23 protein-coding genes, 1 other RNA gene and 2 pseudogenes are annotated in these 23,304 nt (G+C 62.9%); 15 read left to right on the forward strand and 11 right to left on the reverse strand.

The features are described 5' to 3' along the window. Positions 1–2: 2 nt before the first annotated feature. The 4 genes from X733_RS159925 to X733_RS159910 all read right to left on the reverse strand — a co-directional run bounded on the left by X733_RS159925 (position 3) and on the right by X733_RS159910 (position 2,687). On the reverse strand, positions 3–452 hold the full coding sequence (locus X733_RS159925; RefSeq protein WP_023668313.1) for a response regulator: 450 nt from the start codon (positions 450–452) through the stop codon (positions 3–5). After that, a complete protein-coding gene (locus tag X733_RS159920) occupies positions 449–1,597 on the reverse strand; it encodes a histidine kinase dimerization/phosphoacceptor domain -containing protein (RefSeq protein WP_023667428.1) in 1,149 nt (382 codons plus the stop codon). Before X733_RS159920 ends, X733_RS159925 begins: the two co-directional genes overlap by 4 nt. Positions 1,598–1,857: 260 nt before the next feature. Continuing rightward, positions 1,858–2,055 (reverse strand): hypothetical protein, encoded by a 198-nt coding sequence (locus tag X733_RS159915; RefSeq protein ID WP_013531006.1) that lies wholly within the window; start codon positions 2,053–2,055, stop codon positions 1,858–1,860. 146 nt (positions 2,056–2,201) lie between these two features. Further along, positions 2,202–2,687, reverse strand: coding sequence for a thioesterase family protein (locus tag X733_RS159910; protein WP_023667427.1), 486 nt, complete (start codon positions 2,685–2,687; stop codon positions 2,202–2,204). A gap of 102 nt (positions 2,688–2,789) precedes the next feature. Here X733_RS159910 and X733_RS159905 point away from each other — a divergent pair, with 102 nt between their 5' ends. From X733_RS159905 to X733_RS159890, 4 genes and pseudogenes are all read left to right on the forward strand, one after another. Further along, positions 2,790–4,199 carry an FAD-linked oxidase C-terminal domain-containing protein gene (locus X733_RS159905; protein ID WP_023817964.1) on the forward strand — a complete coding sequence of 470 codons (1,410 nt, stop codon included), beginning with the start codon at positions 2,790–2,792 and terminating at the stop codon, positions 4,197–4,199. Between the two features lie 20 nt (positions 4,200–4,219). Beyond that, entirely contained in the window at positions 4,220–4,699 is a 480-nt protein-coding gene (locus X733_RS159900) for an STM3941 family protein (protein ID WP_023817965.1), read from the forward strand. A 154-nt stretch (positions 4,700–4,853) separates the two neighbouring features. Beyond that, positions 4,854–8,807, forward strand: coding sequence for an AsmA family protein (locus X733_RS159895; RefSeq protein ID WP_023817966.1), 3,954 nt, complete (start codon positions 4,854–4,856; stop codon positions 8,805–8,807). Positions 8,808–8,960: 153 nt separating this feature from the next. Next, positions 8,961–9,596, forward strand: a pseudogene (locus tag X733_RS159890) (CBS domain-containing protein); the annotation flags it as partial. On the opposite strand, the gene X733_RS159885 reads toward X733_RS159890, so the two are convergent. From X733_RS159885 to X733_RS159870, 4 genes are all read right to left on the reverse strand, one after another. Beyond that, positions 9,593–9,820, reverse strand: coding sequence for a ribbon-helix-helix domain-containing protein (locus tag X733_RS159885; protein WP_023667421.1), 228 nt, complete (start codon positions 9,818–9,820; stop codon positions 9,593–9,595). The pseudogene X733_RS159890 and the gene X733_RS159885 overlap by 4 nt on opposite strands. 13 nt (positions 9,821–9,833) lie before the next feature. Further along, positions 9,834–10,028 carry a DUF4169 family protein gene (locus X733_RS159880; RefSeq protein ID WP_023667420.1) on the reverse strand — a complete coding sequence of 65 codons (195 nt, stop codon included), beginning with the start codon at positions 10,026–10,028 and terminating at the stop codon, positions 9,834–9,836. A gap of 18 nt (positions 10,029–10,046) precedes the next feature. After that, positions 10,047–10,592, reverse strand: a complete 546-nt coding sequence (locus X733_RS159875; RefSeq protein WP_023667419.1) for an SspB family protein — start codon at positions 10,590–10,592, stop codon at positions 10,047–10,049. A gap of 130 nt (positions 10,593–10,722) precedes the next feature. Beyond that, positions 10,723–11,406 carry a TetR/AcrR family transcriptional regulator gene (locus tag X733_RS159870; protein WP_023668320.1) on the reverse strand — a complete coding sequence of 228 codons (684 nt, stop codon included), beginning with the start codon at positions 11,404–11,406 and terminating at the stop codon, positions 10,723–10,725. 188 nt (positions 11,407–11,594) lie between these two features. Here X733_RS159870 and X733_RS159865 point away from each other — a divergent pair, with 188 nt between their 5' ends. Continuing rightward, positions 11,595–12,800 (forward strand): multidrug effflux MFS transporter, encoded by a 1,206-nt coding sequence (locus tag X733_RS159865; protein WP_023682099.1) that lies wholly within the window; start codon positions 11,595–11,597, stop codon positions 12,798–12,800. A gap of 212 nt (positions 12,801–13,012) precedes the next feature. On the opposite strand, the gene ssrA is transcribed toward X733_RS159865, so the two are convergent. After that, positions 13,013–13,371, reverse strand: a transfer-messenger RNA (tmRNA) gene (gene ssrA / locus X733_RS1000000167670). Between the two features lie 168 nt (positions 13,372–13,539). Here ssrA and X733_RS159860 point away from each other — a divergent pair. Both X733_RS159860 and X733_RS159855 read left to right on the forward strand, forming a co-directional pair. Continuing rightward, positions 13,540–13,851: a DUF2853 family protein gene (locus X733_RS159860; protein ID WP_023712466.1), complete on the forward strand. Its 312-nt coding sequence runs from the start codon at positions 13,540–13,542 to the stop codon at positions 13,849–13,851. A gap of 341 nt (positions 13,852–14,192) precedes the next feature. After that, positions 14,193–14,987: a thymidylate synthase gene (locus X733_RS159855; protein WP_023688064.1), complete on the forward strand. Its 795-nt coding sequence runs from the start codon at positions 14,193–14,195 to the stop codon at positions 14,985–14,987. Positions 14,988–15,015: 28 nt separating this feature from the next. Here X733_RS159855 and X733_RS0134145 read toward each other — a convergent pair. Next, a pseudogene (locus X733_RS0134145) lies at positions 15,016–15,213 on the reverse strand (TOBE domain-containing protein). A 159-nt stretch (positions 15,214–15,372) separates the two neighbouring features. Between X733_RS0134145 and modA the strand changes: the two are divergent. From modA to X733_RS159835, 4 genes are all read left to right on the forward strand, one after another. After that, positions 15,373–16,167 carry a molybdate ABC transporter substrate-binding protein gene (modA, locus tag X733_RS159850; RefSeq protein WP_155923826.1) on the forward strand — a complete coding sequence of 265 codons (795 nt, stop codon included), beginning with the start codon at positions 15,373–15,375 and terminating at the stop codon, positions 16,165–16,167. Positions 16,168–16,182: 15 nt separating this feature from the next. Then, positions 16,183–16,887 carry a molybdate ABC transporter permease subunit gene (gene modB, locus X733_RS159845; RefSeq protein ID WP_023682096.1) on the forward strand — a complete coding sequence of 235 codons (705 nt, stop codon included), beginning with the start codon at positions 16,183–16,185 and terminating at the stop codon, positions 16,885–16,887. After that, positions 16,884–17,996, forward strand: coding sequence for a molybdenum ABC transporter ATP-binding protein (modC, locus tag X733_RS159840; protein WP_023817969.1), 1,113 nt, complete (start codon positions 16,884–16,886; stop codon positions 17,994–17,996). Before modB ends, modC begins: the two co-directional genes overlap by 4 nt. 69 nt (positions 17,997–18,065) lie before the next feature. Then, positions 18,066–18,407, forward strand: a complete 342-nt coding sequence (locus tag X733_RS159835; protein ID WP_023667411.1) for a winged helix-turn-helix domain-containing protein — start codon at positions 18,066–18,068, stop codon at positions 18,405–18,407. Between the two features lie 201 nt (positions 18,408–18,608). On the opposite strand, the gene cobF is transcribed toward X733_RS159835, so the two are convergent. Next, a complete protein-coding gene (gene cobF, locus X733_RS159830) occupies positions 18,609–19,382 on the reverse strand; it encodes a precorrin-6A synthase (deacetylating) (protein ID WP_023682093.1) in 774 nt (257 codons plus the stop codon). Between the two features lie 147 nt (positions 19,383–19,529). On the opposite strand from cobF, the gene X733_RS159825 reads away from it, so the two are divergent. From X733_RS159825 to X733_RS159810, 4 genes are all read left to right on the forward strand, one after another. Then, positions 19,530–20,546, forward strand: a complete 1,017-nt coding sequence (locus X733_RS159825) for a DUF4424 domain-containing protein (RefSeq protein WP_023714745.1) — start codon at positions 19,530–19,532, stop codon at positions 20,544–20,546. After that, positions 20,546–21,064 carry a dihydrofolate reductase gene (locus tag X733_RS159820; protein ID WP_023667408.1) on the forward strand — a complete coding sequence of 173 codons (519 nt, stop codon included), beginning with the start codon at positions 20,546–20,548 and terminating at the stop codon, positions 21,062–21,064. The genes X733_RS159825 and X733_RS159820 overlap by 1 nt, the downstream gene beginning before the upstream one ends. 145 nt (positions 21,065–21,209) lie before the next feature. Further along, complete coding sequence (hflK, locus tag X733_RS159815) at positions 21,210–22,325, forward strand: FtsH protease activity modulator HflK (protein WP_023817970.1); 1,116 nt, start codon at positions 21,210–21,212, stop codon at positions 22,323–22,325. Beyond that, on the forward strand, positions 22,325–23,302 hold the full coding sequence (locus tag X733_RS159810; protein WP_023682089.1) for a protease modulator HflC: 978 nt from the start codon (positions 22,325–22,327) through the stop codon (positions 23,300–23,302). Before hflK ends, X733_RS159810 begins: the two co-directional genes overlap by 1 nt. The last annotated feature ends 2 nt before the right edge of the window (positions 23,303–23,304 follow it).

Consider the following 23,304-nt stretch of genomic DNA (forward strand, 5'->3'; position numbering starts at 1 on the left):
CTTCAGGCCGCCGACGACGCCCATACGCTCTCATAGGCCGGCGACAGCGTAAAACCGGCCGGCAGCACCGAGACCGGGGGCGGGCGCCGCACGCCCTCCTGCAGATAGCGCAACGCCGACACCAGTCCGTTCATCGTGTAGGGCTTGGCGATGACGCCGATCGCGCCGGCGAAATGGTCGGGGATGCGTTTTGGATTGGCGGTCATGAACACCACCATGGAACGGTTACCCTCGCGGATATGCTCGGCAACCTCGACCCCGGTCGGCCCGTCGGCGAGGTGGATATCGACAAAGGCAATATCGGCATCGGCGGTATCAATCATGCCTCTTGCTTCGGCCAAGGAGGTCGCCCAACCCACAACGCTGTGGCCGGCTTCCTCGACAAGGCTTTCCAGTTCCATCGCCAGCAACGCCTCGTCCTCGACGATCAGGACCTTGAGCGGTTCGTTCATGACAGCTTCCCTTTCTGCTGCGGTTCGTTCGGCATCGAGATGACGACCTTTGTGCCCGGGCCGGCGTCGCGCCATTCGATGTCGGCATGCAACTGACGGGCAAGCGACTTGATCAGCCGCATGCCAAAAGAAGCATCGCCACTGGCCTCGGCCATGCCGACGCCGTCATCGGAAACCTCGATGTTGAAGTGGCCGTCGGGCTGGCTCATCTTGATGCCGATGCGCCCCGCGGTGGTGCCGTCCGGCTTTGCCTTGAAGGCGTGCTTCAGCGCGTTGGTGACAAGCTCATTGACCATCAAGGCAACAGGCGTGGCTTTTTCGGCCGGAATGACGATGGGTTCGAGGTCCAGCGTCGGCTTGATCTCGGCGCGTCCGGATGCGGTCAGCAGGTCGGTGACCAGATCCCTGGCGAAATCCGAGACATCGAAGCGGCTGACATCCTTTGACTGGTAGAGACGGCGATGCACCGTGCTCAGCGCCTCGATGCGCTCCAGCATGGTGGTCAGCGATCGCTTTGTCGCTTCATCCTTGATTGCCCGGCTTTGCATGATGATCAGCGAGGAGATCATCTGCAGGTTGTTTTTCACCCGATGGTCGACCTCGTGCAGCAGCGTGGTCTGCGCCTCAAGGGCGGCCTCAAGCTCGCGTGTGCGTTCCTTGACAGCCTTTTCAAAACGGTTCTTGTCGGCGGTGATGCGATCCTCGGAGCGCTTGCGATCGGAGACGTCGAGCTGTGAGGCAAAGAAGAACAGGAGTTCGCCTTTGTCGTTGGAAACCGGGCTGATGTAGAGCGCATTCCAGAATGTCGAGCCGTCCTTGCGGTAGTTCAACAGATCGATGGCGATATCGGTTCCCGCTGCTATCGCGTCGCGCACGCTAGCCACAGCTGCCTTGTCTGTCTCTGGCCCCTGCAGGAAGCGGCAGTTCTTGCCCATGACCTCGTCGCGCTCGTAGCCGGTCAGGCGCAGGAACGCGTCATTGGCAAAGACGATCGGATTGTCCGCTTGACGGGGATCGGTGATGACCATCGACATGCGGGTGGCGCGGATGGCGGCCGCGAACGGATCGCCCTTGCCGTGCTCGGCATGCAGATTGTCCGTCATGTGCCATGCGTCGGCCGGTTCCCTGGTCCTTTTCCAATCCATGCTTTCACTCCAAGCCGTTTTTCAGGGGTCACAACGGCTTAGACGTGGAATTGGTTCAATCTTGATCTTCTTGTCGCAGGCAGCCGTTTGCGAAACCGAATCGCCGGTTGCGCAAACTGTCGAAATGAACGGTTTTTGAAGGTTGTCGGATGTAGCCGATTCGCTGAAAGCAGGGCTGGCGCCGACCTATAGAAATGATCAGGTCGCAATGGTCCGTGGCGGCGCTCGCCGGTGGCGGCTTTCTCAGAACAGCGGAAACATCAGGCGTGGCCACGCTTCATGCGCGCCTGCTTCAGGATGGCGCGCCAGCGGATCATGTCGAAGGGGATAGGCTCGTTGTTGTTGGCGATGTGGAAGATCTCGTTGTTGACGTTCTTCAACGAGCGCCAGAAATCATAGTCGGTGATGCGCGGATCGGCAGCCAGCCTGTCCACCTCGACCTTGATGTCGGTTTTCATGCACGTTCCTCGAACCGCCTGTTGCCCGCCGCCCGCGTCGCAACTCGCATGGCACCGTTCTCAAACGGTCAGCTGAGTCGTTCAATGGCCCAAATGGCTTGTTCACGTTAAAACCTTGGTAAGGTTAACGCGGGCGCGGCAGCGCTTCAAGCGGTCCTGCGGCGAATACCGATCGAACGGCCGGCCCGCTCGGGCATCGGCAGTGCAGAATGGGCGGCGCGCATGGCTTCCACCTTGGCCTGCACATCGGCGGGGAAGGGCGCGACTTTCGGCCCGGACATGTCGACATGCAGCGACAGGGTTTCGGAAGTGGCGGCGAGCCAGCCATCGACATGGCGGATTTCCTGGTAGGCCCGCAGCCGCTTGTCGTCGTGATCGATCAGCTGGAAGGATACGACGACCTTGTGTTCGAGGTGCAGTTCCTGGACATAGCAAACATGGACTTCGGCCGTGTAGATGGTCAGGCGCCGCTCTTCGACATAGTCCAGCCCCATGCCCATCGCCTCGAACGCCTCATCCGAGCAGCGGTCGAACAACACGTTGTAATAGGCCATGTTGAGATGGCCGTTGTAGTCGATCCAGTCCTTCTCGATGTCCATCGGTTTGGAAACGAAGGGGGCAGGGATGCGCATGGAAACTTCCTTGTTCTGGTGCTGGACAGAGCGCGGCAGTCGAGACTACGCATCCATAATCGCATAACAAGCGTGGACGCTGGTCCATTCGCGGAGGAATTCATGGCTCTGAGCGACCTCAATCCGGTCGAACGCAACGAGGAAGGCATCGCCGCCGTGCTCGGCATTCTCAAGCAGCAGCTCGGCGAACGCTTCCAGACAGGCGCGGCGATCCGCTCGCAGCATGCGCATACCACCACCTATATTCCGACGCAGGCGCCTGACGGTGTCGCGTTCCCGGAGACGACAGAAGAGGTGCAGGAGATCGTACGTGCCTGCGCCGCGCACCGCGTGCCGGTCATCGCCTTCGGCGTCGGTTCCTCGCTGGAGGGCCACACCAACGCGCCGGGTGGCGGCATCTCGGTCGACACCTCGCGCATGAACCGCATCCTGTCGGTCAACCCCGAGGATCTCGACTGCACGGTCGAGCCTGGCGTAACGCGCGAGGATTTGAATCGGCACCTGCGCGATACCGGCCTGTTCTTCCCCATCGATCCCGGCGCCAATGCTTCGCTCGGCGGCATGGCGGCAACGCGGGCCTCCGGCACCAATGCGGTGCGCTACGGCACGATGCGTGAAAACGTGCTGTCGCTGACGGCCGTCATGGCCGATGGCGAGACGGTGACGACCGGCAAGCGGGCGAAAAAGAGTTCGGCCGGCTACGATCTGACGCGGCTTCTGGTCGGCTCGGAAGGCACGCTCGGCATCATCACCTCGCTGACCTTGAAGCTGCAAGGCATTCCGCAGGCGATCTCCGGCGGCGTCTGCCCGTTTCCAAACCTCGAGGCGGCCTGCAACGCGGTCATCGCGACCATCCAGATGGGCATTCCGGTGGCGCGCATCGAACTGGTGAATGGACTGCAGATGCGGGCGATGAAGAATTACTCGAAGCTCGATTACCCCGAGAGCCCGTGCCTGTTCGTCGAGTTCCACGGCAGCGATGCCGGTGTCGCCGAACAGGCCGAAACCTTCGGTGCCATTGCTGAAGACAATGGCGGCGGGCCATTCCTGTGGACGAGCGTCGCCGAGGAGCGCACGAAACTCTGGAAGGCCAGGCACGATGCTTATTGGGCGTCGCTGACGCTGCGGCCGGGCACCAAGGGCCTGTCGACCGATGTCTGCGTGCCGATCTCGCGGCTGGCCGAATGCGTTGCCGAAACCGAGGCCGACATTGTCGAGATGGGCCTGGTTGCGCCGATCGTCGGCCATGCCGGCGACGGCAATTTCCATGTGCTGGTGCTCATGGACGTCAACGACCCCAAAGAGATCGCGCTGGCGGAGAAATTCGTCTCGCGGCTGAACATGCGGGCGATCGCCATGGACGGCACCTGCACCGGCGAACACGGCATCGGCCAGGGCAAGATCGGCTTCCTGCGCCATGAGCTCGGCCATGGTGTCGACATCATGCGCTCCATAAAAAAAGCGCTCGACCCGCAAGACATCATGAACCCGGGCAAGATATTGCCTGCATAGCCGAAATGTGAGGAGCGGCAATGGATACCCTGATTATAAGGGCATCGCTTGGCAAGACACTGTTACTGCTGTCGGCCAGCCTCTTCTTTGTCCTGGCCTGCGCTTTCCTGATTTATGTCTCCGAGGACGGCGACACCGCCGGCCTTTGGTGGTGCGTGGCCTTTTTCGGGCTCGGCGCGTTGGTGTTTGCCTGGCAGCTTGTGCGGCCGCAGATTCTGGTGCTGAACGGACAAGGTTTCAGTCTCGGCGGAGGCCTTGTTCGATCGCCCAAGCTGGTTCCCTGGAAGGATATCGAAAGATTCTTCGTCGTCCATCGCCGGCGCAGGATAGGCGATATGATCGGGTACAATTTCGCACCGGGGGTCAAGAAAAGCTCCGTCATGGGCAGCGTGACCAAAAGCCTCGGCGCCGAAGCCGCATTACCGCAGGGCTGGACATTGTCGCCCGAGGAGATGGTAGTGCTGCTGAACGAATATCGCCGACGGGCCATGGCAGGATAGTCTCTTACGCACAGGCCGGACCGCGGTCAAAGGCGTCCAAAAATCTCTGCTCGTCCAGATACAGAGATCAAGCAACTCTGGATGAATTGCCTCTTTATCGACACGCTGATGCGGGTAGAGTGCGGCTGACTTTCAATCAACCCGTTCGGAGCTGATGCTCGCACGCCTGTTCGTGATCTTCGGTGGCTTGTTTGTGCTGGTGCTGGTTGCGGCGCTGGTGGTGCCGTATTTTGTCGATTGGACCGGGTACCGCGCCCAATTCGAGCGCGAGGCGAGCGCCATTCTCGGCCGCAAGGTGACGGTGCAAGGCGACGCCACGGCGCGGCTGTTGCCGTTCCCCTCGGTGACCTTCTCAAACGTCACGGTCGCCGGCGGCCCCGGCGGCCAGCCGGCAATGACCGTCGAGACCTTTTCGATGGACGCGGAACTGGCGCCGTTCCTGCGCGGCGAAGTGCTGATTTTCGACATGCGGCTGGTGCATCCGAAGGCGACGATCGACATCGCCGATAACGGCACGGTCGACTGGGCGATACGGCCGTCCTCGCCCTTCGATCTCAACCAGATCTCGATCGAGAAGCTCACGGTGACGGAGGGAGAAATTGCGCTCCGCCATGCCGCAGGCGGGCGCAGCCATCTGATTTCCGAGATCAATTCGACCATCTCTGCCAAGTCGCTGGCCGGGCCGTGGCGCATGGACGGAACGTTGCTGCTCGACGGACTGCGTTCGACGGTTGCGGCTTCGACCGGCAAGGCCGAAGGCAGCGGCCAGATGCGGCTGAGGCTCAAGGTCGATCCCGATGCCTATCCACTGGTCATCGAAACCGACGGCAATGCAGGCATCGTCAATGGGGCTGCCGTCTATTCCGGCCAGTTCAAGATTTCCGGCAACGACAAGAATTCGGCTACGCTGCGCGGCAGCGATGGTGAGGTTGTCGAGATCAATACGGGCAAGGTCAGGGCCGGCAAGCCCGATCCGGGCTTCCGGCTGAACGGCAAGTTCTCGCTTGATCACCAGAAGCTCGGCGTCGACGAATTCCGCTTCGAGACCGGGCCGCTCGACAATCCCTACACAGCCGACGGCAAGGCTTCGGTCGATCTCGGCCTTAGGCCGAACTTCGCCATCGAGGCCAATGGCGCGCAGGTGCAACTGGACGAGGCGGTGGGCGCTGAGAAGGGCGCCGGCCTGACGCTGGACCAGCGCATTGCCGGAATCGAGCAGGCGCTGCTCGAACTGCCGAAGCCGAGCATCCCCGGCACTGTCGAGGTCAAGCTGCCGGCGGTGGTGGCCGGCGACACCACGGTGCGCGACGTGCATCTCTCGGCCGAGCCGGTCGAGGGCGGCTGGTCGGTGAAATCGCTGGCCGCGACCTTGCCCGGGCGCACGACGCTGGAAGCCAGCGGCATGCTCAGCGTCGAAGATCATTTCGGTTTCAGCGGCTCCATGCTGCTGGCGGTGGCGCAGCCTTCCGGCTTTGCTGCCTGGTTGTCGAAAGATGTCGACGAGGCGATCCGCCGGCTGCCGGCCGCCGGCTTCAAGGCCAAGGTGGAGCTGTCGGAGAAGCGCCAGGCGTTCAGCGATCTCGAACTGATCCTCGGCAAGTCGAAGTTCACCGGCCGCATCGATTCCAACCAGCCCGACGACGCCAAGTCCTCGGTGCTGATGCGGCTCGAGGGCGGCGAACTCGATGTCGACGGGCTGACGGCCTTCGCCTCGATCTTCGTCAGCCACAAGGGCGCCAACCGCTTTTCCGACCGTGACCTCGATTTTCAGATCAAGGCAGGGCCGGTCAATGCCGGCGGGCTCACCGCCGACACGGTCGATACCGCGCTCCGGCTCCGCGACGGGCTGCTCGAAATCGACCGGCTGTCGATTGGCGGCCTTGCCGGCGCCTCGATCAGCGCCACCGGCCGGATCAAGGATTTTCCCGCAAGCCCGACCGGCAAGCTCGATGCCTCGGTGGTCGCCGTCGATCTGAAGCCGCTGATCGACATTGCCGCGCAACACTATCCCGACAATCTGATGCTGAAGGGACTGGCTGGCCGCACGGCCGCCTATCCCGAACTGTTCCAGGACGCGCGCGTCGATCTGGTGGCGAGCGCCGCCGACAATGGCGACGGCACCACCGGGCTGGCGGTGAGCGGACAAGGCAAGGCCGGCGGTTCGGGCTTTTCGGCGTCGCTGTCGGGCAAGGGGGCCGTAGGCCAGTTGCTTGACGCGCCGGTGACGCTGACCTTCAACGCCAAAAATCCCGACGCCACGGCGCTGCTGGCGCTCTACGGCCTGCCGGCGCTGCCGCTCGGCATGCTCGGCCAGGCAAGCACCGATATTTCGGCGAAAGGCACGCTCGGCGGCGGCCTGGCGACGAGCTTCAATTTCGCCGCCGACGACTTCAAGGCGACGTTCGACGGCACCGTTGCTCAGACGCCGCAAGGCGCCACCGCCAAGGGCAAGATCGGCCTCGACGCCTCCGACATCGAGCCTTGGCTGATGACGACCGGCGCCGGCCTGCCGGGCATGGGAACGGGCACCTCGACCTCGCTCAGCGCGGATGCCGATTTCGGCAGTGGCCTGCTGGTGTTGAGCGGTCTCAGCGGATCCATCAACGAGTCGGAGATTTCGGGCGACGTCAACATCGATGCGAAGCAGGGGCTGCCGCATTTTGCCGGTGCGCTGGCGCTCGACGAACTGGACCTCGACCCGATTGCGGTTGCGCTGTTCGGTGACCAGTCGTTCCTCAGCAGCAACGCGAACTGGCCGACGGCGCCATTCAGCCAGAAATCCAGCCTGCCGTTCAGCGCCGATCTCGATCTGACGACGGCGACGCTTGCCGCCGGACCGCTGGCGACAGCCTATGATGCGTCGCTGTCGTTGAAACTGGACCAGGAAGGCATCCGCGTTTCGGACCTGAAGGCAAAACTGCTCGGCGGCGCGCTCACCGGATTGTTCGAGTTGAAGAACACAGACGGCACGGGGCTGTTCTCCGGCCAGATGAGGCTTGCCGGCGCCGACCTGGCGACTGTGCTGCCGGCTGCCGGATTGAGTGGCAACGGCGATTTCTCGACAGGGCTGTCGACCAGCGGCAAATCGGTCGACGCGATGATTGCCGCACTCTCCGGCTCGGGCACGGCGGCGCTGAAAGGCCTCACCATTGCCGGCGTCAATCCCGATGCCTTCGGCGCGTTGATTGCCAAGGCCGATGCGATCGGGCGCGACATCGACGTGGCCAAGACCGCGGGCTTTGCACCTGAGATCGCTGGCGACGGCAGCTTTGCTGCCGGCGATGCCGACATCGCCTTCACGGTCGCCGGCGGCACGTTGCGGGCACCACCGATCAAATTCGAAAACCAGGCGGCGACGCTGTCTGCCGACATCACGGCCGACCTCAACACCGGCACCGTCGCCACCAAGGGCGCTGTCACCTACAAGCCTGGCGACGAGGCGCTGATCGGCTCCGATCCGACGGTCAATTTCAGCGTCGATGGGCCGTTCGGGGCGCTGAAGAAGCAGTTCGACAGCGAGCCGCTGGCGCAATTTTTGACCCAGCGCGCGCTGGAAAAGGAGCAGCAGCGGGTCGAGGCTATGCAGGCCGCACTGCTCGAGAAGCAGCGGCTGCGGCGCGAGGTGCGCTACTACGCCGCCCTGCAGACCGAGCGCGACAACGCCGCCGAGGAATTGCGCAAGCAGGAGGAAGCGGCACGGCTCAAAGCCGAGGCCGACGCCAAGGCGAAGGCACAGGCCGATGCGAAGGCACAGGACGAAGCGGATGCCAAGGCCAAGGCGGATGCCGAAGCAAAGGCCGATGCCGATGCGAAAGCGCAGGCAGAGGCTGACGCAAAGGCCAAGGCAGATGCGGACGCGAAAGCCCAGGCGGAAGAGCAGGCTGCCGAAGACGCCGCCAAGGCCGAGGACGAACGGAAGAAGGCCGAACAGGCTCGGATCGCTTCGCAGGAAAAAGCCAGGCTGGAGGCCGAGCGCAAGGCTCAGGAGCAGGCGCCGAAGGTCGACCGCTCACTTCCCGGTGTCAGTGACGGTTCGGCCCCGGCGCCGCCGAAGCCCAGGACAAATCCGTTCTCCGTCGACAATCTGCTGAAGTCGCTGGGCAATTAGGCACCCGCATCGCCGACGGCACCGGTCCGCGACTTGCGGACTATTGCTTGTGACGGGTCAGCAGGCGTCCCAGCATCGGTTCGATGCGCTTGAGCTCATCGAGATGCGCGGCGGACAATTCGGCAAGACGGTCTTCGGCGTGTTCGGTCAAGCTTTGCGGTCGAACTCACCGGCAACACCCATGTGCTGGTGCCGTTGATCGCCGCTTGCGCGGCCGCTCACGCGGTCACCGTGCTGTTGATGAAGCGGTCGATCCTGACGGAAAAGATTGCCAGGCGAGGGCATCATCTGGTTCGCGAATATCGTGTCGATCCCTTCGCGCTGACCAGGGTGCGCGAGGTCATGACCGCGCAGGTGGAGAGCGTGCCGGCGACGATGACGCTACATGGCGCAGCCGCCTTCCTGACCGCGCCCCAGACGCGGCATCCGAGCTTTCCCGTCGTCAGCGAAGACGGCCAGGTGCTTGGCGTCATCGATCCGCCGGCGATCCTGCGCTGGAGGCGCGCGGGCGAGCACCGCACCACGACGCTTGGCGAATTGCTTGCCGGCGGCAAGCTCACGCTTGCCTATCCGGACGAGTATCTCGAGGGTCTTTCCGACAAGCTGCTGATGGCCAATGTCTCGCATCTGCCGGTTGTCGCGCGCGAGGACGCGCGGCTGGTCGGCTATGTCGGCTGGAAAGATCTGATGCGCGTCCGGTCGAAGAAGCTTGCCGAGGAACGTGATCGCTCGACGCTGCTGGGATTTGGCACCCGCCGCAAGAAACAGGATGCGGTCATAAAGGCCTAAGAAGTTCTGGCGTCGCGCTTGGCCCAGTCCAGCACGTGGAGCCTGAGCGCCGAGGACAGATTGGCATCGCGCGGTCTTGTCTCGTCGATCTCCGCGACCAGGGCAGCAAGGGTCAGCTTGCGCGCGGCGGCAATAGTGACGAGATCGTCATAAAAGGGTTTTTCGAGGGAATAGCTGGTGCGATGGCCGCGGATGGTCACGGAGCGTTTTTCGACCGGGCTCACCGCAGGCGGTCCATCAATCGCCCTGGTCTTCCGGGCGTTCGCGGCGGTGGCCGGCGACGAATTTTTCGGCCTTGTCCGATGTCAGACGGTCACGAGTTCTTTCGGCTTTGGAACGGCCGTGCAGAGCGCGGTTCTCGCCGGCGAGCTTTTCCTTTTCGGTGCGCGCCTTCTGCTTGCGGACCTGGCGAAGGTTGACGATTTCGCCCATGTCGCGCCGACCGTCCCGCTACTTCTTGCGGAAGGCGTCGAGCGACACGACGTCGGCGCCCTTGCCGGCGGCGGCATCGGCCACGGCGGGCTTTTTCTCCGCCTCAGTGGCAGCTGCCTTCTTCTCGGCCTTCGGCTTTTTCTCGGAGACGATAGCCAAAGGCTCGGCAGCCGGCTGGGCGGCTGCATCGTCTTCCGCCGGGACGTCGGTCTTGACGTCGAATTCGAGTTCGAAATTGACCGATGGGTCGTAGAAGCCGCGTACGGCCGAGAACGGGATTTCCAGCTTCTCCGGCACGTCGGAGAAGGACAGCCCGACCTCGAAGCCGGTATCGGTCACCTTGAGGTCCCAATACTGGAACTGGATGACGATGGTCATCTGTTCGGGATAGCGCTCGCGCAGCCTGGAGGACACCCGCACGCCCGGCGCGCCGGTCAGGAATGTGATGAAGAAATGATGATTGCCGGGAAGGCCGGTGCGCGCGACTTCGGCCAGGACCTTGCGCATGACGCCGCGCAATGCCTCCTGGGCCAGGATGTCGTAGCGGATGTGGTCGTCGGCCATGTGCTGGTCGGGTTCCGTTGAATCGTCCGCATAGCTGTAATCAAGCTTGAGCGCGGCGTAAACCGGATATAGATCGCTGATGCGCCGAAGCGAAGCCCGTAACGGACGATTTGATCGCCTGCTTTGGCGTTCAGGCGCTGGCCAGCTGTTTTTCCACCGCTGCCGCTGATCTGCGCTTGCCGAAGGCGCGCAGGAATGTGCGCACGCCGTGGGTCGCGGATTGCAGCACTTCATCTTCCGACGGCATGCCGCCGAGCATGAAGGTGGTCTGCAGTTCGGCGTTGGCTAGCGCCAGGAACTGGCGTGCGGCGACATCGGGATCGTCGACCGCGAGATGGCCGGCATGGGCGAGGCGGGCAAAACGGGCGGCAAGTGCCGGCCAGGTCCGGCCCGGCCCCTGGTCGCGCCATTCGGCGAAGAGCTCGGGATAGCGCTCGCCTTCGGTCTGGATCAGCTTGCGCAGGAAGCGTCCGTCGCGGTTGCAGATGCAGTTCTGATTCATGCGCACGGCAAAGCCGATCAGGTCGGCTTCCAGATCCTTCGGCTGGTCTGGGAAAGAGGCGAAGGTGGCGAAGATGCCGGCATTGCAGCGCTCCGTCAGATCGCGCACCACAGCCATGAAGAGCTTTTCCTTGTCGCGGTGGTGATTATAGATGGTCTGGCGCGACACGCCGGCCTCCACCGCGATCAGGTCGATATTGGCGCCGGCAAAGCCTTCCCGGCAAAAGACCGAAGCCGCCGCATCGATAATCGACATACGCTTGGCCTCGTGGCCGCGTGGCGGGAAAATGTCAGGAGAAACGGCAAGCTTCATAGAAATCTATATAGAGGTGATTGACGAATTAGACAAGGCTGTCTAAATTTGTGGACACAAAAAATGGTGAATTCGCTCCGTAGAGACGAATAATCTCGCTCTGAGCCGTCGGATTTCAACGGGATGGAACGTCCTAGGGTTAGTCGTCGCGTTGGCGGCGCCAACCAGACTTGAAAGAAGCCTTTATCATGAGTCCCAAATTCCTCCGCATCGCGGTCGTGCTCGGCCTGTTGTCCGCTATCGGCCCCTTCGCCATCGACATGTATCTGCCGGCGTTGCCTTCGATCGGCGAGGATCTGCATGCCGGCACCGCCGCCGTTCAGATGAGCCTTTTGATCTTCTTCCTGTCGATGGGCTTCGGCCAGATCGTCGTCGGACCGATCTCCGACATGGTCGGCCGCAAGCTGCCGCTTTACGGCGGCCTTGCGCTGTTCATGGTCGGCGGTATCGGTTCGGCCATGAGCCCGACCATCGAATGGCTGATCGCCTTCCGCTTCCTGCAGGGGCTGGGCGCCAGCGCCGGCATGGCGGTGCCGCGCGCCATCGTGCGCGACCTGCACACCGGCACCGAAGCCGCCAAGCTGATGTCGCTGCTGATGCTGGTGTTTTCGGTGTCGCCGATCCTGGCGCCGCTGACCGGCAGCCAGATCATCGAGAATTTCGGCTGGCGCGCCGTGTTCTGGACGGTGACGGGCGCGGCCCTTCTGGCCACCATTCTGCTGGCGACCTCGCTGAAGGAGACGCGGCCGGCGGAAGAACGCGTCGGTTCGTCCTTCGGAACCGCACTCGCCGGCTATCGCTTCCTCATGGGTGACCGCAATTTCCTCGGCCTGGTGGCGATCGCCGGCTTCGGCATCGCCAGCTTCTTCGTATACCTCTCGAGTTCGTCCTTCATCCTGATCGACCATTACGGGCTGTCGCCTTCCGTCTACAGCGTGTTCTTCTCGATCAATGCGGTGGCCTTCATCGGCATGTCGCAACTGACGGGGATGCTGTCGGAGCGCTTCGGGCTGAAGCGCGTCGTCTGGGTGGCGGTAACCGGCTATGCCACGACGATGGTTGTGCTGTTCGCAGTCATGGCGACCGGCGTCGACCGGCTCGATGTTATGGCGGCACTGCTGTTCGTCGGCTACGGCTTCCTCGGCCTGGTCATCCCGACGACGTCGGTGCTGGCCATGGAAGAGCATGGCGAGATCGCCGGCACGGCCTCGGCGCTGATGGGCACCCTGCACTTCGCCATCGGTGCGCTGGCGATGGGCGTCGCCGGCATCTTCTTCGACGGCACCCCGCTGCCCATGGTGGCCGGCATCACGCTCTGCGCGGTGATCTCGTTCACGCTGGCCAAACTGACGCTTGGCCGCTCGCGCGAAGCCGTTGAAGCGCCGGCCGAGTAAGCTGACTGCAATCGACCGGAAAGGCCGGGTCATCCCGGCCTTTTTCACGTCTGGGGTAATCCGGCCCCGGCCAGAACCACGGCCTTCGACCGACGCCAGCGGCAAATTGCACCAGCTCATGGCTCAATTTGGTGTAGGCTTCGCGGCCCATCGTCATGCGAAATCCGGCCAGCGGCAGCCGGCATTGAGCCTACGATATCGAGGAGGGGAGAAGTGGAGGTTTCTGTTGCCAGGTACCTCCGAACCCCGCCTAGAAGTGCGAACCTCTAGGGCTTGATTTGAAGCTATCGCACCGCTTACGCGGCGAGACGTGCTTCCGCATAGTTGTCATTTGCAACTACAGGTTTAGCCCGATGACGGTGGTACCATGCCGGGCAAAAGTACGATCTTTACACCTTCGTCGATCCTATTTCGCCCCCAGCAACAGCCGCTCTGATCACAGAACGGTTCTTGGTGGAGGCGCCGGGTACCGCCCCCGGGTCCGAACGGCTTATTACATCGCCCATTTATCGCCATAGTCGGTCAAGCCGACAAAACGAATATAGGGGGCGGGCGCACAAAATGAAAGGCCGCAATGACACTTCTTGGCCGCACCAAACTGCGGCGCCGAGGGTTGACTCGCGGGCGGTCTCAACCGAAGCTTTGCGATGGTGAGGAGTATCGACCGAGCGCACAAGTTGCGGCAGCGCGCCACAGCCCTCATCGATCGGATCCCGTGGCGCCGACATGGGGAAATTTGATGGCCGATTATCTCGCAGACCTGAAGAAATACGACGCCGCCGCAAATGCCGATGTGGTTGCCAAGATTGTGAAACATCTGGGCATCGCGCTGCGCAACCGCGATTCCTCGCTGGTATCCTGCACCGACCCCAAGGAATTGGAGCGCGTCAAGACCAACTGGGTTGCCAAGAAACTTGGCGTGACCGACGGGGCGAAAGCCGACTCAGCGATCGAGAAGACCTGCAAGGCGTTGGCCGCCGACAGCTCCAAGAGCCGCGTGACTTTCTACTATCTGGTCGCCAAGGATCTGGGCAAGCTCGGCTCTTTGTAGAGATTATTGCCGATAGGCAGAGCGCGCGTTTGATTTTGCTCCTCACCGGAGGTCAGCACCGCCCCTCATTGCCCTGCCGGGCATTTCTCCCCGTATAGTGACGGGGAGAAAGGGCTGACCGCAGCCTTGGCTCTCTCTCTCGAACGCTTGTGATTGGCGAAACCGCTGATCACAGCGCCCCTCTCCCCGTCCCTATACGGGGAGAGGATGCCGGCAGGCAGGTGAGGGGCAGCGCTAACCCTTGAAGAGTGATGGGGCAAGCCGCGTTCTGGTCCTTTTGCTGTGTTCGGCCGGCGGCCAGTCGGTTATGATGGCGGTAACCCCGAATCGAGGCGAAGCCGATGCGCCAGTATCTCGACCTTTTGCAGCATGTGCTGGACAATGGCGCCGACCGTGGCGACCGCACGGGCACCGGCACGCGTGGGGTGTTCGGGTACCAGATGCGCTTCGACCTGTCGCGCGGCTTTCCCGTCACCACCACCAAGAAGCTGCATCTGAAGTCGATCATCCATGAACTCCTGTGGTTCCTGGCCGGCGACACCAACATCAAATACCTTAGAGATCATGGCGTTTCGATCTGGGACGAATGGGCCGACGAGAATGGCGATCTCGGCCCGGTCTATGGCAAGCAGTGGCGCTCCTGGCCGGATGGCCATGGCGGGTCGATCGACCAGATTGCCAATGTTCTGAAGGAGATACGCAGGAATCCGAATTCACGCCGGCTGATCGTTTCGGCGTGGAACCCGGCCGAAGTGGAGGCGATGGCGCTGCCGCCCTGCCACTGCCTGTTCCAGTTCTACGTCTCGGACGGCAAGCTGTCCTGCCAGCTCTACCAGCGCTCGGCCGACATTTTTCTCGGCGTACCCTTCAACATCGCTTCCTACGCGCTGCTGACCCTGATGGTGGCGCAGGTGACCGGGCTGAAGCCCGGCGAGTTCGTCCATACGCTGGGCGATGCGCATCTCTATTCCAACCATTTCGAGCAGGCGCGCGAGCAATTGCGGCGCACACCCAAGGCGCTGCCGACGCTGTGGATCAATCCGGAGGTGAAGGACCTGTTCGCCTTCCGCTTCGAGGATTTCCGGCTGGAAAACTATTTTGCCGACGCTTCGATCAAGGCGCCGATCGCGGTCTGATCCGTCCACCGTCAATCAATTCCGACCCTCAATCGATGTCGACCATGACGTCGGTTGCCTTGATCATGGCATAGGCTGCTTGCCTTTTTCGAGCTTGAGATCGGCAACGGCCTCGTTGGTGATCGAAGCGTGACGACGGAGCCGGCGACATCACCGCGGACAGGCGAGGTGCTTTGACGATCTCGACGATCGTTCCCTTGAGGATGTTGCGGGCGCTGATCTTCATCGGAGTTCCTTTCCGGGTTTCGGTGCACGTCCAAACCAGAACAATCGATGCCGAACATACGCTTTCGCAGGAGGCGGCCTTCCCTTGTTATATTCATCCAGATATATCGGTCGGCAGGAGTCGAGCCAGCAGATTTCAAGCCCAGGGAGAGTTTTCATGTTGGGGCACAAAGGTTTTGGTATGAGGGCAATCGCGATTGGCGGCTTTGCCGCAGCTCTGATGGCCGCGATGCCGGCGGCTCACGCGGGAGACAAGGTGATCGTGTTTGCCGCAGCCAGCCTCAAGGACGGGCTCGACGCCGTCACCAAGGCCTGCGAAGCCGATGTCGGTGAAGCGGCGACCGTCTCCTACGCCGCGAGCTCGGCCCTGGCCAAGCAGATCGAACTCGGGGCGCCCGCCGATGTGTTCATCTCGGCCGACCTCGACTGGATGAAATATCTCTCCGACAAGAAACTGACCAAGCCGGACACCGAGGTGAAACTGCTCGGCAACCAGATCGTGCTGGTGGCGCCGAAGGATTCCAAGGTCGAAACCAGGATCGAGAAAGGCTTCGACCTCGCCAAGCTGATCAGCGACGGCAAGCTCGCCATGGGCGACGTCAAGGCGGTGCCGGCCGGCAAGTATGGCAAGGCGGCACTTGAATCGCTCGGCGTCTGGTCGTCGGTCGAAGGCAAGGTGGCGCAGGCCGAGAATGTGCGCGCCGCGCTGAAGCTGGTTTCAACGGGCGAGGCCGCGCTCGGCATCGTCTATGCCACCGACGCGCATGCCGACAAGGGAGTCAAGGTGGTCGGCACCTTCCCGGAGGATTCGCACCCGCCGATCATCTATCCGGTTGCCCAGACCACCGATTCGAAGGACAAGGATACCCCGGCTTTCCTGAAGTGCCTGCAGTCCGCCAAGGCGGTGGAGCTGTTTAGGGATCAGGGTTTCACCGTGCTCACGCCGAGCAATTAAGGTAGCGGCTGACGCATGAACTGGCTGCTGGACCTCACTCCCGACGAATGGAATGCGGTCCGGCTGTCGATCAAGGTGGCGACGGTGGCGATGCTGTTCAGCCTGCCGCCGGGCATCTTGATGGCGCTTTTGCTGGCCCGTGGAAAATTCTGGGGCAAGACGCTGCTCAACGGTGTGGTTCACCTGCCGTTGATCCTGCCGCCGGTGGTGACAGGTTATCTCTTGCTGCTTACCTTCGGCCGGCGCGGGCCGGCGGGAGCGTTCCTGGCCGAGCATTTCGGCATCGTCTTCTCGTTTCGCTGGACCGGCGCCGCACTGGCCTGCGGTATCATGGGCTTTCCCCTGATGGTGCGGGCGATCCGGCTGTCGATCGAGGCGGTCGACCGCAAAATGGAGGCAGCGGCGGGAACGCTCGGCGCCAACCCGCTCTGGGTCTTCGCCACCATCACGCTGCCGCTGATCCTGCCCGGGCTGATCGCCGGCTCGATCCTGTCCTTCGCCAAGGCGATGGGCGAGTTCGGCGCCACCATCACCTTCGTCTCCAACATTCCCAACGAGACGCAGACGCTGCCTTCGGCGATCTACACCTTCACGCAGGTGCCTGGCGGCGATGACGGGGCGCTCAGGCTGACGCTGATCTCCATCGTCATCTCGATGGCCGCATTGGTCGCCTCGGAAGTGCTGGCGCGGCGCGTCGGCCGGCGGATGGACATCGAATGAGCGTGCTGGTGGACATCAGCCATCGGCTCGGCGGTTTCGCCGTCGACGCGCGTTTCGAAAGCGCCGGGCGGCTGACGGCGCTGTTCGGGCCATCGGGCTCCGGCAAGACGACGCTGATCAACGTGATCGCCGGCCTGATCCGGCCGACCAAGGGCCGTATCGCGGTCGACGGCCGTGTGCTGGTCGACACCGATGCCGGCATTTTCGTGCCGAAGCACAAGCGCCGGATCGGCATGGTGTTCCAGGACGCGCGGCTGTTTCCGCATATGAGCGTGGCCGGCAATCTGCGCTATGGCCGCTGGTTCACGCCACCGGCGGAGCGCTATGCGGATATCGACGCGGTCGTCGAACTGCTCGGCATCGGTCCTCTGCTCGACCGGCGACCGGCAAAGCTCTCGGGCGGCGAGAAGCAGCGCGTGGCGATCGGCCGGGCGCTGCTTGCCAGCCCGAAACTGCTGTTGATGGACGAGCCGCTGGCCTCGCTCGACGATGCGCGCAAAGCCGAGATCCTGCCCTATATCGAGCGGCTGCGCGACGAGACCAAGCTGCCCATCGTATATGTCAGCCACTCCGTCGCCGAGGTGGCGCGGCTGGCCAGCGACGTGGTGGTGATGGCGCAAGGCAAGGTCGCTGCCTCAGGCCCGACCGGCGCGATCATGCAACGGCTCGAATTGCTGACGGCGGAGGAACGCGGCGAGGGCGGCGCGGTGCTCGACACCAAGGTGCTGCGCCATGATGAGATCTTCGGGATGACCGTGCTCGGCTCGGCGGCGGGCGAAATCCGGGTGCCGCTTCTGGCGGTCTCGGTCGGCGCGCCTGTGCGCATCCGCATCCGCGCCCGCGACGTGATGATCGCCACCGAACTGCCGAAAGGTCTCAGTGCGCTCAACATCCTGCCGGGCACCATCGTCGCAATCGGTCCGGGCGAGGGTCCGACGGTCGAAATCGGCATCGACTGCAATGGCGCAACCGTGCTTGCCCGCATTACCGAACAATCCAGGCAGGTGCTGAAACTTCATCTCGGCGGCAAGGTGTTCGCGGTGATCAAGACGGTCAGTTTCGACCGTGCCAACACCGGCGCCGGGCTGCCGGCCGAAGCGGATGGCTGATAGCCGCTATATCGTTTTGGAATAGCGCTATGGGTCGAGAGGGGCTAGTGTGACTGTGGAGGACAAGAGATGCCGTCGCTGAGCCTGCGGATAAATCTCGATCCGGACGGGCGCATAGGTCCGGGCAAGATCGAATTGCTGGAGCAGATCGCCACTTTCGGCTCGATCTCGGCTGCGGCACGCGGCATGGAGATGTCCTACAAGCACGCCTGGGATCTGGTGGAAGATATGAACCGTGTGTTCGGCAAGCCACTGGTCGCGGCGCAGACCGGCGGCAAAAAGGGCGGCGGCGCACAGCTGACCTCAGTTGGCCTTGCAGTTGTCAGCCGTTTTCGCGCTATCGAGCGCGCTGCGGCGGCAGCGGCGGCCACGCATATGGACGCCTTGCAGGCGGAGATCGATGCTGGGTGAGGGTTGAAGCTTGCGATCCGTCACACCCCCCTCTGTCCCTGCCGGACATCTCCCCCGCAGGGGGAGATCAGCTAGCCCGCAGACGGGCGCTAATCTGTTAGGCGATTGGCGAAATCCTCCGTGACGGCCAATCTCCCCACTAGAGGGGGAGATGTCCGGCAGGACAGAGGGGGGCGCGAAGGAACTCGACCTTTGAGCGCGCTATTCCTCGGGCTCTCCTGCTTTACGCAGCAGATAGGTGTCCATGATCCAGCCCTTTCTTTTCCGGGCTTCTTCTCTCGTCCTCTCAATCTCCTCGCCGACATCACCCAGGCGACCGGAAACGATGATCTCGTCCGGTGTGCCGAGATAGGCGCCCCAATGGATGATCAGATCCTTGTCTGCCAGCGTGTTGAAGGCGCATTTGCCGTCGAGCATGACCACGGCGCTGCCGGCATTGTGCGGCATGCCTTGTTCGGCGAGGCGGCGGCCGGTGGTGATCAGCACGGGGTCGCCGATGCGGTTCAGCGCCATCTTGTGGCCGGCGGCTAGCGCCTGGACGGCGGTGATGCCGGGAATGACCTCCAGTTCGAATGCGACATTGCCCCTCAGTCGTACGCGCGCGAGGATGCGCAGCGCGCTGTCATAGAGCGAGGGGTCGCCCCAGATCAGGAAGGCGCCGCAGCCGTCCTCGGCAAGGTCGTCGCGGACCAGGCTCTCATAAATCTGGGCGATGGCCTCGTGCCAGTCATCGACGGTCGAGCGATAGGAAGGCGCCGGCTCGGCGCGCACCGGCACGTCGAACTCGACGCGGCGCGATTTCGGATTGCTGACGAAACGGTCGCAGATATGGCGGCGCAATTCGGCAAGGTCGTTCTTCTTCGCCCCCTTGTCGGGGATAAACAGGACGTCCGCCCGGTTTAGGCCTGATATGGCCTGCACGGTCATATGGTCGGGATTGCCGGCGCCGATGCCGATGACGAGAAGCTTGCGCATGACGCGAACTCCTGCCCGATCGAAACCTGTTAGTCCAGACCGCCGATTGGCGTGTCCAGACACTGTGGCGTCCTGCTGGGAGACGGAAGGCTTTGAAACGCCACATTGAAACGGCTAGGGTCGCGGCATTCTTGGCGAGGGGCTTCGATGTTGCAATATGTTCTGTCCGTAGCGCTGGCGCTTTTAGCCGTGCCCGCGCTGGCCAATGATACGACCGCCGAACTCGGCACAGGTGGCCTGATCCTGTCGCGTAGCGACGCGGTGTCGATGCAAAGCGAGGACCTCTATATCTCGCCGGAAAAGATCACGGTCGACTACGTCTTCCACAACAACACCGACAAGGATGTAAATGCCATCGTCGCTTTTCCGCTGCCGGACATCGAAGGCAATCCGGAGGAAATGCCGGCCATCCCGGAAAACCAGAGCGACAATTTCCTTGGCTTCGAGGTGACGATCGACGGAGCGCCGGCAAAGCCGCAGCTCGAGCAGAAAGTGTTCGCTGTCGGCATCGATATCGGCGCCGATCTGAAGGCGCAGAACGTGCCGTTCAATCCGTTCGGCGATGCGGCCAAGGCGGCCCTGGCGAAGCTGCCGAAAACGGTCGCCGAGGATTGGGAAAACCGCGGCATCATCATCGAGGATACGGGCAGCGACGGTACCGAGGCGAACAAGGTCTATACGCCGTGGTGGCAGTTGCGCTCAACCTATTGGTGGCGCGCGATATTTCCGGCCAACAAGGATGTCCACGTCTCGCACCGCTACAAACCGAGCGTCGGCGGCACGTCATCGGTGAGTTTCTTCTATGACGGCAAGTTCACCGAGGGCAGCCAGTACACGACCTACAAGACCCGCTACTGCATGGACGACAGCTTCGAGAATGCGGTGCGGCAGGCCGCCAAGGCCGACGGTTATCCGCATTTTTACGAGAACCGCATAGCCTATATCCTGACCACCGGCGGCAACTGGGCCAATGGCAGCATCGGCAAGTTCAAGCTGACCGTCGACAAGGGCAATCCGAAAGCGCTGATCTCGTTTTGCGGCGACAATGTCAAGAAGGTCGGGCCGACGACCTTCGAGACGGCGGCGCAGGATCTCTATCCCGAGCACAACATCGACATATTGCTTTTGGAGCCGTCGGATGACGGCGCCGGGGGAGCCAACTGATGGACGTCGCGATCTATGTCGCCATTGCGCAGAACGGCGTCATCGGGCGCGACGGCGGCTTACCGTGGCGGCTGTCCACCGATCTCAAGCGCTTCAAGGCCGATACGATGGGCAAGCCCGTCATCATGGGCCGCAAGACTTATGAAGGCATCGGCCGGCCGCTGCCGGGCAGGTTGAACATCGTGGTGACCCGCGACAAGGCCTGGCGCGCCGAGGGCATCGAGGTAGCGCACTCCCTGGAGGCCGCGATCCAGCTGGCCACGGTGCGCGGGCGTTGCATGGCCGGCGTCGACGAAATCTGCATCATCGGCGGCGGCGAGATCTATGCGCAGGCGCTGCCGCTGGCAGACCGGCTGCACGTCACCCATGTGCTGGCGGCGGTCGATGGCGACGCGCATTTTCCCGACATCGATCCGGATTTGTGGCGCCTTGTCAGCGCTCAGGACGTTCCGGCCGGTGAAAAGGACAGCCATGCGACGCGCTATTCGGTTTACGAGCGACGCCGCGGCGTGCATTGAGACGATAAAAGGGTCGCGAACGTCCAAAACGGACATGCTCGGCAGCGGATCGCGTTGAAAGCGCATCGCTGCGTCCCTATAGAAGAACAACTGGATTTTGCGCCGCAACGTCGGCGCTGAGGGAATCCCAAGCGAAAGGACATTCATGCCCTGGAACGACAAGAGCGGCGGCGGCGGCCCATGGGGCGGCGGCGGCAACAATCAGGGACCCTGGGGGCAGGGACCGAAGGGGCCTAGCGGCCCGCCGGGGTCACCTCCCGATCTCGAAGACATCATCCGCCGCGGCCAGGACCGGCTGCGGCGCGCGCTGCCCGGTGGCGGCGGCGCCAGCCCGGCCGTCTTTGCGCTGATCGCAGCGGCCCTGATCGTGCTGTGGGCGTTCAAGGCGGTCTACACCGTGCAGCCGGACGAGGTTGCGGTCGAGCTGCGCTTCGGCAAGCCGAAGGCGGAGCTGTCGCAGCCGGGTCTGCATTTCCATTGGTGGCCGGTCGAAACCGTCGAGACGGCCAACATCGCCGAACAACTCGTCGATATCGGTGGTGGCGGCGCGACGAGCGGCAACTCGTCGGGGCTGATGCTTACCGGCGACCAGAACATCGTCAACGTCCAGTTTTCGGTGGCCTATCAGGTCTCCGATCCCCGGGCCTATCTGTTCGACGTCTCCGATCCCGAAGGCATGCTGCAGCAGGTCGCAGAGAGCGCCATGCGCGAAGCGGTTGGCCGGCGACCGGCGCAGGACATCTTCCGCGACGACCGTCAGGGCATCGCCGCGTCGGTGCGTGAAATCATCCAGACGACGCTGGACGGCTACAAGGCCGGCCTGAACGTCAACGCAGTTTCGATCGAGGACGCGGCGCCGCCGCGTGAAGTGGCCGACGCGTTCGACGAAGTGCAGCGCGCCGAGCAGGACGAAGACAAGTTCGTCGAGCAGGCCAACCAGTATTCCAACCAGAAGCTCGGCCAGGCGCGTGGCGCCGCGGCGCAGATCCGCGAGGACGCGGCAGCCTACAAGAACCGTGTCGTCCAGGAAGCCGAAGGTGAGGCGCAGCGCTTCATCTCGGTCTATGACGAATACGCCAAGGCGCCCGACGTGACGCGCCGGCGGCTTTATCTGGAAACGATGGAGAAGGTGCTGAAGGATTCCAACAAGGTCATCGTCGAACAGGGCAATGGGCAAGGGGTCGTTCCCTATCTGCCGCTGCCGGCACTGCAGCCGAAGGCGCTGCCGCCTGCCGGCGCGACCACGGGAGGAGCCCAGTGATGGCCAATCGTCTTCCCATCATCGCGGTCATCGCGGCCGTGCTTCTGTTCCTGCTCTACTCCTCGGTCTTCGTGGTCAACGCGCGCCAGCAGGCGCTCGTGCTGCGGTTCGGCGAGATCGTCGACGTCAAGAATGAACCCGGCATCTATTTCAAGGCGCCTTTCGCCTTCTTCGACGCAGACAGCGTGCAGTTGATCGAAAACAGGGTGCTGCGCTTCGATCTCGATAACATCCGCGTCCAGGTTTCGGGCGGCAAGTTCTACGAGGTCGACGCTTTCATCGCGTACCGCATCTCGGATCCGCGCGTGTTCCGCTCAGCCGTGTCCGGTCAGATCACACTGGCCGAAGCACGACTGAGGACGCGTCTCGATGCGGCGCTGCGCCGTGTCTACGGTCTGCGCGACTTCGAGGCGGCGCTTTCGGAAGAGCGGGCCGTGATGATGCGCGAAGTGCGCGATCAGCTTCGGCCCGACGCCACCTCGCTCGGCCTGCAGATCGAGGATGTGCGCATCCGCCGAACCGATCTGACGGCCGAGGTTTCGCAGCAGACCTTCGACCGCATGAAGGCCGAACGTTTGGCCGAGGCCGAACGGCTGAGGGCACGCGGCAAAGAGGCCGCGCAGCGCATCACCGCCCGCGCCGACCGCGAAGTGGTGGAAATCGTCGCCGAAGCGCGCAAGGAATCGGAAATCCTGCGTGGTGAAGGTGAAGCCCAGCGCAGCGCGACCTTTGCCGACGCCTACAAACGCGATCCGGCGTTCTTCGACTTCTACCGGTCGATGAATGCCTATGGCACGGCGCTGGACAACTCCGGGACGACGATGGTGCTGTCGCCGAACTCGGAGTTCTTCCGCTTCTTCCGCAATCCGGACGGGACGGACGCGAAGCCGGCGGCGCCTGCGGCTCCGGCGACGGCACCTGCCGCGCCGGCGACGGCACCTGCCGCGCCGGCTGCACAACCTGCACCCGCCCAGTAGGG

Source organism: Mesorhizobium sp. L2C066B000 (genome assembly GCF_000502335.1).
Taxonomy (GTDB): domain Bacteria; phylum Pseudomonadota; class Alphaproteobacteria; order Rhizobiales; family Rhizobiaceae; genus Mesorhizobium.

Excerpts from the sequence above, each read along its gene's own strand:
- X733_RS159925 (WP_023668313.1), bottom strand. The coding sequence starts at position 452 with ATGAACGAACCGCTCAAGGTCCTGATCGTCGAGGACGAGGCGTTGCTG.
- X733_RS159920 (WP_023667428.1), bottom strand. The coding sequence starts at position 1,597 with ATGGATTGGAAAAGGACCAGGGAACCGGCCGACGCATGGCACATGACG.
- X733_RS159915 (WP_013531006.1), bottom strand. The coding sequence starts at position 2,055 with ATGAAAACCGACATCAAGGTCGAGGTGGACAGGCTGGCTGCCGATCCG.
- X733_RS159910 (WP_023667427.1), bottom strand. The coding sequence starts at position 2,687 with ATGCGCATCCCTGCCCCCTTCGTTTCCAAACCGATGGACATCGAGAAG.
- X733_RS159905 (WP_023817964.1), top strand. The coding sequence starts at position 2,790 with ATGGCTCTGAGCGACCTCAATCCGGTCGAACGCAACGAGGAAGGCATC.
- X733_RS159900 (WP_023817965.1), top strand. The coding sequence starts at position 4,220 with ATGGATACCCTGATTATAAGGGCATCGCTTGGCAAGACACTGTTACTG.
- X733_RS159895 (WP_023817966.1), top strand. The coding sequence starts at position 4,854 with ATGCTCGCACGCCTGTTCGTGATCTTCGGTGGCTTGTTTGTGCTGGTG.
- X733_RS159880 (WP_023667420.1), bottom strand. The coding sequence starts at position 10,028 with ATGGGCGAAATCGTCAACCTTCGCCAGGTCCGCAAGCAGAAGGCGCGC.
- X733_RS159875 (WP_023667419.1), bottom strand. The coding sequence starts at position 10,592 with ATGGCCGACGACCACATCCGCTACGACATCCTGGCCCAGGAGGCATTG.
- X733_RS159870 (WP_023668320.1), bottom strand. The coding sequence starts at position 11,406 with ATGAAGCTTGCCGTTTCTCCTGACATTTTCCCGCCACGCGGCCACGAG.
- X733_RS159865 (WP_023682099.1), top strand. The coding sequence starts at position 11,595 with ATGAGTCCCAAATTCCTCCGCATCGCGGTCGTGCTCGGCCTGTTGTCC.
- X733_RS159860 (WP_023712466.1), top strand. The coding sequence starts at position 13,540 with ATGGCCGATTATCTCGCAGACCTGAAGAAATACGACGCCGCCGCAAAT.
- X733_RS159855 (WP_023688064.1), top strand. The coding sequence starts at position 14,193 with ATGCGCCAGTATCTCGACCTTTTGCAGCATGTGCTGGACAATGGCGCC.
- modB (WP_023682096.1), top strand. The coding sequence starts at position 16,183 with ATGAACTGGCTGCTGGACCTCACTCCCGACGAATGGAATGCGGTCCGG.
- modC (WP_023817969.1), top strand. The coding sequence starts at position 16,884 with ATGAGCGTGCTGGTGGACATCAGCCATCGGCTCGGCGGTTTCGCCGTC.
- X733_RS159835 (WP_023667411.1), top strand. The coding sequence starts at position 18,066 with ATGCCGTCGCTGAGCCTGCGGATAAATCTCGATCCGGACGGGCGCATA.
- cobF (WP_023682093.1), bottom strand. The coding sequence starts at position 19,382 with ATGCGCAAGCTTCTCGTCATCGGCATCGGCGCCGGCAATCCCGACCAT.
- X733_RS159825 (WP_023714745.1), top strand. The coding sequence starts at position 19,530 with ATGTTGCAATATGTTCTGTCCGTAGCGCTGGCGCTTTTAGCCGTGCCC.
- X733_RS159820 (WP_023667408.1), top strand. The coding sequence starts at position 20,546 with ATGGACGTCGCGATCTATGTCGCCATTGCGCAGAACGGCGTCATCGGG.
- hflK (WP_023817970.1), top strand. The coding sequence starts at position 21,210 with ATGCCCTGGAACGACAAGAGCGGCGGCGGCGGCCCATGGGGCGGCGGC.
- X733_RS159810 (WP_023682089.1), top strand. The coding sequence starts at position 22,325 with ATGGCCAATCGTCTTCCCATCATCGCGGTCATCGCGGCCGTGCTTCTG.